The sequence below is a fragment of the Nocardioides sp. Kera G14 genome (assembly GCF_020715565.1).
In the GTDB taxonomy this organism is placed as follows: domain Bacteria; phylum Actinomycetota; class Actinomycetes; order Propionibacteriales; family Nocardioidaceae; genus Nocardioides.
Window position 1 is genome coordinate 2,587,235 of sequence record NZ_CP085839.1, and the last position, 12,895, is coordinate 2,600,129.

A 12,895-nucleotide genomic window follows, 5' to 3' on the forward strand; every position below is an offset into this window, starting at 1 on the left:
CGGCCGCGCTCATGGGGTCGGTTTGTCAGCAAGGTCTGAGCTCCGCAGGTCCGCAGTCACGGGGCACGTCAGCGATCAAACGATGCGGCTATCGGACGCTCCTAACGAGTAGGCGGCGAGAGGGCCTGATCCGGCTGCAGGTGCCAGGTTAGAGGAGGCGTTGCCACATTGGGTCGCCGTTACTCGAGCCGGCGTCACCCAAGGACCGCCGACTTCGAGGACCGGAAGCGCCCTCGATCCATTGCTCATCCCTCACTCGCGCCCATCACCTAGCTCGCCATCACCAACCATTCATGGCTCCCCGATCCCTTCCTGCATCCGGCTCCTCACAACTCCCCAACCAGCGGCACGCATGCTACGAAAGTAGGTAACCCAGCGCCTCGAAAGTGGGCGCTGACCTGCGGACATGTGGTTGTCGACGGTTGTTGACGGAGGCGGTTTCGATGCACGGCGGGATGAAGGTCTACCGCGGCGCCGCAGCGGCTGCGCGCCACTACGTCGAGGCCGACTGCTCCCGAGCTGACGACTACTACCTGGCCGAGGGCAGTGGGCTCGCGATGCGGTTCGTCGCCCGCCGCGACGCTGAGGCCGCGGGCGTCGACATCGAACGTCGGCCCGACATGGACGGTGAGGCGTACGAGGCCTGGGTCGCCGGCATCGACCTGGAGAACGGCCGGGCGAAGGGGCGGCTGCGCAAGGACGACCAGGCGGTGCGGTTCGTCGAGGTCACCGTCAACGGGCCGAAGACCTGGTCCCTCGCGGCCGCTCTGCATGACGACATCGCCGCGGCGTACGACACCGCACAGATGGCCGCGGCCGAGGAGATCATCGCCTGGGTCGCCTCCCACTCAACTACACGTATCGGTCCACGTGGTCGGCAGGTGCAGGTGCCGGTCGAGGAGATCGAGGCCGCGGTCGTCCGCCACTTCACGTCACGGGCTGGTGATCCGCACCGGCACCTGCACCTTCAGATCAATGCCCGCGTCTGGGCTTCGACAGGCTCAACCAACGGCGGAGGGTGGCGTGGGCTTCACACCGTCGGCGTACGCGACAGCCTCGAGGCGATCAACGGGATCGGGCACGCAGCCGTGATGACCAACCCCGACTTCCGGGCCGCGCTCGCCGCGCACGGCTACACACTCGACCCCGAGACCGGCGAGGTCACCCAACTCGCCGGCTACGCCCCGGTGTTCTCCGCGCGGTCGCGACAGATCGAGGGCAACATCGACCGTTACGAAGCCGACTGGCGACGCGACCACCCCGACCAGGAGCCAGGCCCTGCGATCCGGCGCTCGTGGGACCGTCACGCCTGGGCCGAAGCCCGCCCAGACAAGGTCGCGCCCGTGTCCGGGGTGGACCTGCGGGCCCGGTGGATCGAGGAGCTGATCGAACTCGGGTTCCGCTACCGCGACCCCACCCGTCGCCCCTCCCCCGTCCGGTCCACGCCCATCGGGGCCCTGGACCGCGACGCCCTCGCCCAGCGAGCTGTGGACCGGATCGGGGCGAAGCACTCGGCCTGGAACGCCGCCGACCTCCGCGGCGAGGTCGAGAAGCTCATCGCCGTCTCCGACGTCGTCACCAAGGGGTCGGTGCGGCGTGAGCTCGCCGAGGACCTCACCGCTCGCGCCATCGCGACCTGTGTCCCACTGGTCAACCAGCCGGACATGCCCGAGCACGTACGGGCGCTGTCGTCGCCGGACGTGCTCGCCGTCGAATACGACCTGGTCGACCAGATCATCCGCGCCAACGCGCGCGAGAGGATCACCGTCGTCGAAGGCGCCGCCGGCGCCGGCAAGACTCGCCGGCTGGCCGCCACCCGGGAACAGGTCGAAGCCCGCGGTGGCCGGATGATCGTGGTCACCCCCACCCGCAAAGCAGCCCAGGTAGCTGCCGACGAGATCGGCACCAAGACCAGCCCCGTGGCGAAGCTGCTGCACGACCACGGCTACCGATGGGACGACGAAGGACACTGGGACCAGACCACACCGTCGCCGACCGCTCCGCCGCTCGATGCTCGCACCCTCCTCGTGGTCGACGAGGCCGGGATGCTCGACCAGGACAGTGCCCGCGCCCTCCTCGCATTGGCGGACGCGAGCGGAGCCCAGGTCGCGCTGGTCGGCGACCGGCACCAGCTCCCCGCCGTCGGCCGCGGCGGCGTACTGGATCTCGCAGCCCGGTTCGCCCCCGACCGACACATCGACATGGACGGCGTACGCCGCTTCACCGATCCCGCCTATGCCGGTCTCTCCCTCAAGATGCGCACCGGTGCTCAACCCGGGGAGTTGTTCGACCAACTCCTGGCCCGCGGCGAGATCGCCATCCATCCCAGCGAGGTCGAGCGCGACGATGCCCTCGCCGCCAAGGCCTCACGTGGCGAGCTCGTCGTGGCGGACACGCGTGAGCAGGTCGCCCGTCTCAACCACACCGCGCACCGGGTCCGCGTGATCACCGGAGAGGCGCGCGATGAACTCGTCACTGCCAACGGCGAGCAGCTCGGGATCGGAGACACCATCGCCACCCGCCACAACGACGCCGGGCTCGGAGTCGCCAATCGCGAGCTGTGGACGATCGTCGACTCATCCTCCGCCGGTCTGCACGTCAAGGGCGAGAACGGGCAACGCCTCCTCCCACCCGACTACGTCCGCGAGCATGTCGAACTCGCTTACGCCACCACCGCCTACGGCGCCCAAGGCTCGACGGTGGACACCTCCCACGTCGTGGTCGGGGAGCACACCGGCGCCGCGTCGGCGTACGTCGGGATGACCCGCGGCCGCGAACACAACACCGCCCACCTCGTCGCCGCGGACGTCGACGACGCCCGCCGGCAGTGGGTCGCCGTGTTCGCCCGCGAACGCGCCGACCTCGGACCCACCTACGCTGCTGGCATGGCCACCGAGGCCGTTGACCGCTACGGCCCGATGCGGACCCCCTATATTCCCGCGCGTCGACCAGCACCGCGCCGGGCGTGGCCGCGTCCGGCCGCCCCGCCACCCGACCCTACCTACCCCCGACCACCGTCGTCGTCCCCTGGAATCGGGCTCTGAGCCGCGACGGCCGCGCCGAGCCAGAATCCGGCACCTGTCGGAACCCTGCGGCATGATTGAGGCGTCCGCTTCCCCTGCCGAGAGAGACTGTCGTGACCGCTCTCGCACCGGAGAAGTCGGCCGTCGATCGATTCGCCGACCCGCTTTACTCTCTCGCCGAAGCGTCTCGTTTCCTCGGTTTGTCGGAGTCGACGTTCCGCTCCTGGGCACGGCGATACGACGTCCGCGTCAATGGACGCCGCGTCGTTGGCAACCCAGTCATCACCTCCCTCGGCACCCCGGGCCAACGTGCCGCCTCCATCCCCTTCGTGGGACTCGCCGAGGGCTACGCCCTCGCCGCGATCCGACGGGCGGGTGTTCCCCTTCAGCGGGTCCGGCCTGCACTGGAGCAGCTCAACAGGGAGATGGGCATCGGTCATGCGCTCGCTTCCCAGCGTCTCTACACCGACGGCGCCGAGGTGCTCTACGACTACGCGCAGCGCAATGACGGCGAGCAAGCAGAGGCCGTCAGCGACCTGGTGGTCGTCCGCCAGAACCAGCGCGTGTTCGCCGAGGTGGTCGAGAGCAATCTCAAGAGGATCACCTTCGGCGCCGACGGCTACGCCCTGGCCATTCCACTCCCGGGCTTCGAGCAAGCCGATCTCATCGCCGACGTGCGGCGCGGTTTCGGACAACCAACGTTCGCCCACGGCGGCGCGCGCCTCGAGGACGTGCTCGGCCTGTTCGATGCCGGAGAAGCAATCGCGACGGTCGCCATGGAGTTCGGCCTCACAGTGCTCGAGGTCGAGGATGCCATCCGCAACCGCCAAGAAGAGCTGACCGGAGCCATGCGTGGAGTCGCCTCTTCTTCGTTGGCCGAAGTCTCGGAGCGGTGCAGGTCCCAGAGCTACTTCGGCGCGCGGGCTGGACGCTAACGACGCTTGTCGAGCACTACGGCAAGCCGGCCGACGAGTCGATCGCCGACGTGGACTGGCTCGCTCTGTGCGGCGAGCGCGGCTGGCCGGTGCTCATGAAGTACGAGAAGCTTCGCTACCGCGCGGCGGAGGGTGAAGCCCTCATCGCAGCGGGCGTGACCGCATTCTGTCTCGCGTCCGGCAGCCTGCGCTCCGCTGAGATGGCAGGGGTCTTCATCCGACACCGAGACGTGGTCTGGGAGAAGGCAGGCACAGGCGGAGCAGCCATCTGGGTCCTCTCGCGGCAGCAGGCGCGCCTCACGGAACTCTGACGCTACGGACACCGGCACTTCAGGGCGGTGGACGCGGATCGAACCGAGAGCGCCGCGGCCGCGGCGGAGGCGGCGAAGGCGCTGGAGGTGGCGGAGGTGACAACCGCTTGGTCCTGCCGATCCGCGCCGAGGCCGCGACCCAAGCCGTTCCACTCATGAACCGCAGCGCGTCGTCTCGCGGCGCCTCCGTCGCGGTACGGATCGCGGGCTCCCAGGCTGCACGCACGGGATCGGGCAGCTCGAGCTCGCCCCACACGTCGATCAACAGGCCGCCGTCGATCCAGCGGATCATCTGATGCGACAGGCCGAAGCGGATCAGCTGCTCGTACGCTCCGATGCGCTCGCCGCGATCGAGCAGGTTCCATTCGCTCTTGCCGCTGTGGCCGATGAGGTCAGGCATCATCGTGATCGTCGCGAAGCACATCGGCGGGGCCACCGGCCACAGCCGGTCGGGCACGGAAAAGTCATTGATCCCCGGAGCCCGGTGCTCGGTCCAGTCGACGAACGTGCGCAGCGTGAGCTCGTGACCCGTAGCGGCGAGGATTCGGCCCGCCACCTTCAGCGAGGGCGACTTCAGACCACGCTCGTACGCCGACAGCGTTGCCTGCGACGTCCCTGCTCGTGCGGCCAGCTCGACCTGCGTCAAGCCGCACGAGCGGCGCGCTTGTTCGATCAGGTGATTCCGATCCATCTGTTGACCATAACTCCGATCGAACGTATTTGACCCTCTGAGTGGCGCGGCTCCCGCACCTCCCTGTCAGCAGCGGATCACACGGATTCGCACCAACCAGGAGGAACCATGCACAGCAACAGCGACATCCCCTTCCACGCCCGCCACGACGACGAGCTCCTGACGCTCGACGACGTCGCCGAGATCCTGATGACCCCGGTCAACACCGTCAGGTGGTGGCGCCAGACCGGCGCCGGCCCGGAGTTCTTCAAGATCGGCCGGCGGCTCTACACGACTATCGGCGAGCTGCGCCGCTTCATCCGCGAGCAGCGCCTTGCCGCTCAGCCCGTCATCGATCGGCCGAAGGCGGTGTGACGATGCACCCGACGCGCGACTTGGCGAGGCTCGACCCGCGGCACACCTTCCTCGACGCTACCGATGTCATCCAGCGCTACGGCTGGGGAAAGACGAAGGGCTACCAGAACCTCAAGGACCGCACGCTCGTGCCGCCGCCCGCGATGACTCACCCCGACCGCTGGCGGCTCGATCAGTTGCTGACTTGGGAGGAGAGGCGGATCAAGCTCGCCGAGGCGGCGCTGGACGCCATCGCCGCCCCCGAGCGGCAAGAGCTGACCGTGACCGACCTCCTCCCCCGGCCCAAGCGGCGACGGCGATCCGCTTAGGGCGGCGGCGGCCGGCCAGTTGACGACCTGGAACTGATCACGCCATGAACGGGCTCGGGCGTCGATCGCAGCGGAATGACGCATCGCCGTGGGGGCCGCCTCTCGCGCTCCGGAGCCAGGCACGGGATCTCACCTCGACCTGGGCCACGGTTCCGGCCCGGTCTGAGCGCGCGATGCGCCACGATTGATTGGTGTCCCCTCGTCCCAAGAAGAACCGCGTCCCGATCCCCGCACACGTCGCTGCTGAGGTGTTGTTCCTGGCCGACAGGACGTGCTGCGTCTGTCGTGACCGTAATAGGCCGGTCCAGATTCACCACATCGACGACGATCCGGGCAACAACCTCGTCCAGAACCTGTCTGTGTTGTGTCTCGAATGCCACCGGGAGACGCAAATATCTGGGGGCTTCGATCGTAAGTTGGATGCCGCCCAAGTGACCCTGTACCGCGATGATTGGCTACGTGTCGTCGCTGACGCCCGAGCTACCTCAGGATCACTTCGAGACGAGGATCGGACCGTCGGTGTAGAGGTGGAGCTCGCGACTTCGCTCGCCGAGATCTATCGAGACCAGGAAGACTGGGTCGGGCTCGCGCTTCACTACTGGTCGATAGGGAATGACGACCTTGCCGCAAGGTACACGTCGAAAGCGATCGAGGCGGGCGTGTCAGTCCAGACCAAGGTGTTGTTGTGCACGCGGATTGCCGGGTGCGCGAATTTGGTCACTACGGCCGAGATCGAAGAGGCTCTCACTGATACGTCCGATTGGACCAGCCGCGCGAGGAGGCTGCGTGATCTTGGTAGAACTGCAGAGGCCGTTAGTGAGTACATCTCTGGAATCCAACGGCGCCTGAACGATGGCAACGTGTTTACCGCCGCGTACTACTTGAAGGAACTCTCGGAGTCGAGCCTGATTGCTGAGCTGTTCAAGATCGCTCTTGCGGAGTCAGTTGCAGAGGACGACCTCTGGTGGCAGCAGAGGGCGATGCAAGAGCTCGGCTGGACCGAGCAGCGGCGCAATCTCCTCCTTCAGAACGCGGAACGTATTCGCGCCGAAGGCGCGACACATTTCCTTCGAGAGCTGGCATGGGCCGAAAGCGACGAGCAGGCATACGTCAAGGCTCGTATGGATGAGGCAAGGTCGCGCGCCGCGCTGCGAGTGACTCGCGAGACCACCGGGAAGCATGACTAACGACGTCGTAACCACTAGGGGTTGCGGGCAGCGAGGAGCCGCCGTGCTCATGGCTGGTGTCGAAGCCGGTCGCCCGCGGCGAAGTGACGCAGGTTTGACTCGCGCGGACTGCGGGCCGAGTCTTTCAAACCCTCGGCCGGTCAAGGACTAGGTCGGGCACTTGTTGTAGCGCGGGCGATGAAGCAGTCCTATCACCGAAGCGCCCCAAAAGTCGCTCCCAGAACGGCATAGGTCTCTTGCTACGACGGCGCTTGCCGGATAGCTCTGAACCTGCCTGACATCTCCAATACGGAGGACGCTGACTTCGTCGCGCGAGTCGGCCAACACGTAGCCCGTGAAGAAAGAACCGTCATTGGTCCTGATTGCTTCGGTCGGCAACCAAGCGATTGAGGCTGTGGCGATCAACTGTGGAACAACCATTCCCAGCCACCACGCTCTGCGCTGGGACTGCTGCACGGATAGGTGACATCTGAAGCTGCGGTGACGAGGGTCGGCGCTGGAAGGATGTGCACCATGCCCAAGGCGTACCCCAAGGAGTTCCGTGAGGACGTGATCCGGGTGTTCCGGGAGTCGGACGCGTCGATGGCTCAGGTCGCGAAGGACTTCGGGATCTCCGAGTCGTGCCTGCAGCGGTGGATCCAGATCGATGACAAGGCCCGCGGAGTCAGTCCGGATGCGGGTCGGCAGGCTCCGCGGGAGTCGGTTGAGACGCGTGAGTTGAAGAAGCGGGTCCGGCTCCTGGAGCAGGAGAACGAGATCCTGCGCCGCGCAGCGGCGTACTTCGCGCAGGCGAATCTGCCGGGAAAATGATCTACCCGCTCGTCCGCGAGTTGGCCGGCGACGGTGTCCCCGTCACGGTGACGTGCCGGGTCCTGAACATCGCACGGCAGCCGTACTACCGGTGGCTCGAGCAGCCCGTGACCCACAGCGAGCTGGCCGAGGCGTATCTGGCGAACGCGATCTTCGACGCGCATCGTGATGACCCTGTCCGGCCCCGAAGATCTGGTCCAGCATCCGTGTGAGCTGCTGGTTGGTCCGACCCGGTTGGGACACCGGGGTCGGGTTGTTGCGACTGGTCCACGCGCAGTGGCGGTAGGGCCTCTCATCGGCTACCACCACCTAGGTTGTACGGAGTCGCTTCTTGGAGCATCTTGGCGTACGCCGCCGGGGTCTGTCCCTTCAAACTCCGATGAACTCGCATCGTGTTGTACTTCTCGGTCCAGGCGTCGACGACGAACTGGACCTCGAGGATCGAGTGGTAGACCTCGTGGCCGAAGAGTTCGCGCTCCATCGTGCCGTTGAACCGCTCGTTGATGCCGTTCTGCCACGGGCTGGCCTTGGCGATGAACACCCCGCGGACCTGCTGCTCCCCGAGCCAGTCCAGCAGGCTGTCGGCGATGAACTCCCGCCCGTTGTCGGCGCGGATCAGAGTCGGCTTCCCGTGAATCTCGAACAGCTTCTCCAGATGCTCGCGCACGCCCTTGGCGCCGATACCTCGGGCGACGTGGGACCCGAGCCCGACCCGCGTGAACTCGTCGATGACGTTGAGCACCCGCAACGGGCGCCCGTCACTGGTCCTGCGCTTGATGAAGTCATAGGACCAGACGTGATTGCGGTATCGCGCCGGCAGCCGACGCGTGGAGTTCGCGTCCTCACCCACCGCCTTCTGACCTGAGGCTTTCACCTTGCGCGGGGGCACTTGCAGCCCCTCGCGGCGCCACAACCGCTCGATGCGCTTCTTGTTCACCGGCCAGCCCTCAGCGACCAGCAGCCCGTGGATCATCCGATAGCCCCACTTCGGATGCTCCAGGCTCAACGCGTGCATCCGCTCCACCAGCTTGGCCTCCAGATCGGTGGGCCTCGGCTCGTAGCGATTGCTCGACCTGTGCTGCCCGACCAGCCGGCAGGCACGGCGCTCGCTGACCTTGTACTTCTTGATCAGCATCGCCACCGCGTCCCGCCGCCGGGCCGGGCTCAGAAGTTTCCCTTCGACAGATCCTTCAACATCGAGATGTCCAACGCCTGCTCGGCCACGATCCGCTTCAGACGGGCATTCTCCTGCTCCAGCGTCTTCAGCCGGATCGCCTCGTCCTCCTTCATCGCGCCGTACTTCTGACGCCACCGGTAGAACGTCTGCTCGCTGACCCCGAGCTTCTTGCACACCTGCGGGATCGTCGCGCCCTGGGCCTGGAGCTTCTCCGCATCACGCAACCGCGCGACGATCTGCTCCGGACTCAACCTCTTCGCTGCAGCCATCGAGTACTGACACCGGTCCTCTCACTTGTAGAGCAAGCCTCACAAGAACTGGACCGATCTACGGGGGGCCGCACATCTCGATAATCCTGTTCTTCCGCAACACGCGGAACCCGGATATTATCGAGAAATGCCCGGCGCCCAACGCACTCTTGCCTTACCCACCACAGGGTACGGCGACGAGCCCAAGAGCGAGATGGACGTGCTCCTGACGGCCTCCGCTCGGATCCAGGCAGCTCTCCCTGCGAGTTGGACCGTTCGGACGAAGACTGAACTCGGCGGGCTCGACGACTCGACCAACAGCTATCGCGGCCCCGACTCACGTCTCATGCTCATGCGCGAAGGGAAGGCGGTGGCGACCTACGTCGTCGAGGTCAAGCGCGCCTTGGCGTCGAGCAGCCTGCAGCGCGCCATGAATCAACTCCTCGACCTACAGAGGAGGCAGTCGCCCAGCAGGCCGTCCCCGCGTCCGATGCTGATCGCACGCTACGTCAGCTCGCAGCAGCAGCGCAGGCTGCGAGAACGCGGGATCACCTACGCCGACGCAACCGGCAACCTGTACCTGACCTCCGAGGACCCGCTCATCTTGGTGTCGGATCGAGGTGCCACCGCCGACCCGTGGCGAGGACCCGGACGGCCAACGACGAGCCTCAAGGGCCTACCCGCCGCCAAGCTTGTACGCGCACTTGCCGACTTCACTCCGCCGTACTCCGTCGCCGAGCTCGCTGAACTGGCCGGAGCATCGCTCGGCGCGGCGTACCGGCTCGTCGACTACCTCGCCGACGAGGGGCTACTCGCCCGCACCGAGCGCGGGCCAATCACGGAAGTCGACTGGGCCGAGTTGCTTCGTCGGTGGAGCCAAGAAGCTCGCTACCTCGACACCAGCATGACGCGCGGATTTCTGGAGCCCCGCGGGCTGGACAGCCTCGTCGAGAAGCTCGGCAACCGCGGCCCCACGCGCTACGCGGTGAGCGGCTCGCTGGCCACCCGGCCATATGCGCCGTATGCCGAAGCTCGCTTGGCGCTCATCTACACGGAGGACCCTGTCACACTCGCGTCGGAACTGGGGCTGCGGCCAGTGGAGACCGGCGCCAATATCCTGCTCGCGACGCCGCGATCCCCCGTGGTCTTCGAACGCACCTCGACCTGGCGAGGCGTCGACATCGTCGCCCCCAGCCAAGCCGCTGCCGACCTCCTCGGGAGCCCGGGCCGGAACCCGGCGGAGGGCGACTACCTGTTGGACTGGATGAAGGAGAACGAGGATGTCTGGCGGCGACAACCTGATCGTTGAGGCGCGATCCGCCCTGCTCGACGCGGTCGCAGCGCTCGACGCTCACCTGGACTCGGTGATCCTCATCGGCGCTCAGGCCATCTACCTTCGCACGGGCAAGGGTTCGTTCGCGCTGGCCGAGGCCACCAAGGACTCTGACCTCGCCATCGACCCGCGGACACTCGGCGAGGATCCGCGCCTTGAGCAAGCCATGACCGAAGCGGGCTTCATTCTGAACCCCGTCAGCAAGCAGCCAGGTGCCTGGATGTCGCCCAACGGGATACCCGTGGACCTGATGGTGCCCGAACATCTCGCGGGCGCCGGGAGCCGGCGCGGGGTTCGCATTCCACCCCACTCCAAGCACGCGGCCCGACGCGCAGCGGGCCTCGAAGCGGCCGTCATCGATCACTCCTCGATGACCGTGGAGTCGCTCGACGGCGACGGCCGAAGTGCCGTCATCAATGTCGCGGGACCCGCCGCGCTCCTGGTGGCCAAGCTCCACAAGCTTGGCGAACGGGTCGGCACTCCCGATCGGCTCAACGACAAGGACGCGCACGACATTTATCGGCTGCTGGTTGCCACCGAGACCAGCGACCTAGCAGAGGCCCTGCAGCGCCTGCGCGAAGACGAGATCGCCCACGATGTCACGGCCCAGGCGCTGATCTATCTGGCCGAACTCTTCGCCAGCGCGAATGCGCTCGGCGCGACGATGGCCGGGCGCGCCGAGGAAGGCGTCGGCCAGCCTGCCACCGTTTCGGCGTCGGTCAGCTTCCTCGCACAAGACCTGCTCTCAGCGGTGGGGTGACCAGGCGGGGCCGGGCTGAAGGTCGACGGGATGGACGCGCGAGCACTCTGCACGCCTGGGAGCGATGTAAGCCATCGCGCCGAAGGGACGAGTTGAGTAGATCAATTCGGTCCGCATCTGGCTGCTCAACACCTATCAGCGCACCAAGGGCCAGCGGGGGCCCTGACCTCGATCTCGGTCGGTCCAGATCAGGTTCCAAGCGGTAGGCTGAAGACCTCCCGGTCGGCGCTGCACGCGACCGCCGGCGCACGGGATCCGATCCCGGATCGACCGCCACAGAGCGCGCCCACCGATGCAAACTCTGATGCATATTGCCCCGAAATCGGCGTCAAACGGCGAACCTTGCTAACAAGCAACGGCCGAGAAAATGCGGGCTGACCTGTGGAAACGTCGACGACCGCTAACAACCGTCGAGCTTGAGCCGTCTTGGCACCAGTGACAGGCGGCGTACCCGACGCTCAGCAGGACCGGCACGTCCCGTCGGCGTGCCTCCTCGAACGCCTCGGGTGACCACTCCCACCAGTCGACCGGGTTGTCGGCGTGCTGGAGGAGGTACGGCGAGGTGGCTGACGCTAAGCGGTTGGGCGGCACCCTCCCACCATGGCACGCCGGGCCAGACCCCCTCAGACCTGAGGCCTGCGCATCTGGGGCCGGGGGCGCACCCGGCGGTGCCTACCTCGAGCACGGCCGAAAGCGCGGCAAGGCGGTCCGGACCATCCAGGGTCGTGAGTCGCGGCTCAACGCCCACATCATCCCGACCATCGGCGACGTCCAGGTCGCGAAGTGGCGGATCGAGCACAGCCGCAAGGTGATGGAGAAGGCGTCGAAGACGCTCCATTCGGCTCGTGGCAAGGAGGACCAGCGCGGGGCGATGGCCGCAATGCGCAAGCTCGCCTGGCGCCTGGACTGGCTCGACCGGTCGATCGATCCGCTCGACGGTCTGGAGATCGGTCGCTCGACCGTGCTGCATGGCGCGACAGCGCACTACGTCGACCCGCGCCTGCGCCCGGAGACCCGTCAGGTCCGGGCGATGGCGGCCGGCGCCGATTCGCTCTGCGGGCCGGACGGCACCGACCCGCTGATGACCCGCCTCCCGCTCTTCGGCACGAAGATCCGCGTCGCCGGCTTCGGTGGCCTCCGACTCAGCGAACAGAACGGCCTCCGCGCGATCGACGTCTTCTTCGACCGCGGGTACGTGCACGTCAACGGCTCGTGGACCACGCCGAGGCATGCCCCCGGTTTCCGCGGCCCCGTGAAGAACCACGTCATCCACGAGTTCCCCTCCCCCGCTCCCTGATGCACGACGAACTGCTGCCGCGGGTGAAGGAGCTCTCGCCCTGCCGCCGACGGCGTCGATGCAGCAGGTGCTCAACGCCCAGGAGTAGGAACGCCGGCGGCGGGCGCGGCTGGCCCAGCGCTCCGGCGATTCGAACCTGACCTGGTGGATCTATGCCGGCGCGCCCGAGGACGAGCAGTGGCTCTTCGTCGACACCGTGACCGGCCTGCCCGTGAAGCCGGAGATGCACAACGAGCGCTGGCACCGCGTCCGCCGCTGGGTAGACGAGCACGATCCCGACAACGCCTGGCCAAGGACGATCGTTTACCGCAACCTCCGCCAGCACGCCGCGACCAAGTGGTTCCACGAGGAGCTCGGCGAGCCCTGGGAGGTCGTCGCCCAGTACCTCGGCGACAAGCTCACCACTGTCTTGAACCACTATGTCCGCGCCGGCGAAGACCCCTGCGGGACTCGGTGAACAA

14 protein-coding genes and 1 pseudogene are annotated in these 12,895 nt (G+C 66.9%); 11 read left to right on the forward strand and 4 right to left on the reverse strand.

The features are described from left to right. The first annotated feature begins 455 nt into the window (after positions 1-455). From mobF to LH076_RS12730, 3 genes are all read left to right on the forward strand, one after another. A complete protein-coding gene (gene mobF, locus LH076_RS12720; RefSeq protein ID WP_227781109.1) occupies positions 456-3,044 on the forward strand; it encodes a MobF family relaxase in 2,589 nt (862 codons plus the stop codon). Between the two features lie 92 nt (positions 3,045-3,136). Next, positions 3,137-3,958: a hypothetical protein gene (locus LH076_RS12725; RefSeq protein WP_227781110.1), complete on the forward strand. Its 822-nt coding sequence runs from the start codon at positions 3,137-3,139 to the stop codon at positions 3,956-3,958. Further along, positions 3,916-4,269 carry a hypothetical protein gene (locus tag LH076_RS12730; protein ID WP_227781111.1) on the forward strand — a complete coding sequence of 118 codons (354 nt, stop codon included), beginning with the start codon at positions 3,916-3,918 and terminating at the stop codon, positions 4,267-4,269. Before LH076_RS12725 ends, LH076_RS12730 begins: the two co-directional genes overlap by 43 nt. A 19-nt stretch (positions 4,270-4,288) precedes the next feature. Here LH076_RS12730 and LH076_RS12735 read toward each other — a convergent pair whose 3' ends face one another. Beyond that, the gene (locus LH076_RS12735; protein WP_227781112.1) at positions 4,289-4,960 is read right to left on the reverse strand and encodes a helix-turn-helix domain-containing protein; all 672 of its coding nucleotides are present in this window, start codon (positions 4,958-4,960) and stop codon (positions 4,289-4,291) included. Between the two features lie 108 nt (positions 4,961-5,068). On the opposite strand from LH076_RS12735, the gene LH076_RS12740 reads away from it, so the two are divergent. The 4 genes and pseudogenes from LH076_RS12740 to LH076_RS12755 form a co-directional block, all read left to right on the forward strand. Next, positions 5,069-5,314: a helix-turn-helix domain-containing protein gene (locus tag LH076_RS12740; protein WP_227781113.1), complete on the forward strand. Its 246-nt coding sequence runs from the start codon at positions 5,069-5,071 to the stop codon at positions 5,312-5,314. 2 nt (positions 5,315-5,316) lie between these two features. Next, a complete protein-coding gene (locus LH076_RS12745) occupies positions 5,317-5,622 on the forward strand; it encodes a hypothetical protein (protein ID WP_227781114.1) in 306 nt (101 codons plus the stop codon). Between the two features lie 191 nt (positions 5,623-5,813). Next, complete coding sequence (locus LH076_RS12750; RefSeq protein WP_227781115.1) at positions 5,814-6,809, forward strand: HNH endonuclease signature motif containing protein; 996 nt, start codon at positions 5,814-5,816, stop codon at positions 6,807-6,809. Positions 6,810-7,322: 513 nt separating this feature from the next. Beyond that, positions 7,323-7,795, forward strand: a pseudogene (locus tag LH076_RS12755) (transposase); the annotation flags it as partial. 116 nt (positions 7,796-7,911) lie between these two features. Here LH076_RS12755 and LH076_RS12760 read toward each other — a convergent pair. Together LH076_RS12760 and LH076_RS12765 are read right to left on the reverse strand one after the other, a co-directional pair. Then, positions 7,912-8,754 (reverse strand): IS3 family transposase, encoded by an 843-nt coding sequence (locus LH076_RS12760; RefSeq protein WP_265333819.1) that lies wholly within the window; start codon positions 8,752-8,754, stop codon positions 7,912-7,914. Positions 8,755-8,783: 29 nt separating this feature from the next. Next, positions 8,784-9,065: a transposase gene (locus LH076_RS12765; RefSeq protein WP_227781116.1), complete on the reverse strand. Its 282-nt coding sequence runs from the start codon at positions 9,063-9,065 to the stop codon at positions 8,784-8,786. Positions 9,066-9,390: 325 nt separating this feature from the next. On the opposite strand from LH076_RS12765, the gene LH076_RS12770 reads away from it, so the two are divergent. Together LH076_RS12770 and LH076_RS12775 are read left to right on the forward strand one after the other, a co-directional pair. Further along, positions 9,391-10,353, forward strand: a complete 963-nt coding sequence (locus tag LH076_RS12770) for a helix-turn-helix domain-containing protein (RefSeq protein WP_227781117.1) — start codon at positions 9,391-9,393, stop codon at positions 10,351-10,353. After that, a complete protein-coding gene (locus tag LH076_RS12775) occupies positions 10,325-11,137 on the forward strand; it encodes a GSU2403 family nucleotidyltransferase fold protein (protein WP_227781119.1) in 813 nt (270 codons plus the stop codon). Before LH076_RS12770 ends, LH076_RS12775 begins: the two co-directional genes overlap by 29 nt. A gap of 345 nt (positions 11,138-11,482) precedes the next feature. Here the strand turns inward: LH076_RS12775 and LH076_RS12780 are convergent, their stop codons facing one another. Beyond that, positions 11,483-11,728 carry a DUF255 domain-containing protein gene (locus tag LH076_RS12780; protein ID WP_415753131.1) on the reverse strand — a complete coding sequence of 82 codons (246 nt, stop codon included), beginning with the start codon at positions 11,726-11,728 and terminating at the stop codon, positions 11,483-11,485. On the opposite strand from LH076_RS12780, the gene LH076_RS12785 reads away from it, so the two are divergent. Together LH076_RS12785 and LH076_RS12790 are read left to right on the forward strand one after the other, a co-directional pair. After that, on the forward strand, positions 11,700-12,434 hold the full coding sequence (locus tag LH076_RS12785; RefSeq protein ID WP_227783662.1) for a hypothetical protein: 735 nt from the start codon (positions 11,700-11,702) through the stop codon (positions 12,432-12,434). The genes LH076_RS12780 and LH076_RS12785 overlap by 29 nt on opposite strands. Before the next feature lie 196 nt (positions 12,435-12,630). Then, positions 12,631-12,891: a hypothetical protein gene (locus tag LH076_RS12790; RefSeq protein WP_227781120.1), complete on the forward strand. Its 261-nt coding sequence runs from the start codon at positions 12,631-12,633 to the stop codon at positions 12,889-12,891. Positions 12,892-12,895: the final 4 nt, after the last annotated feature.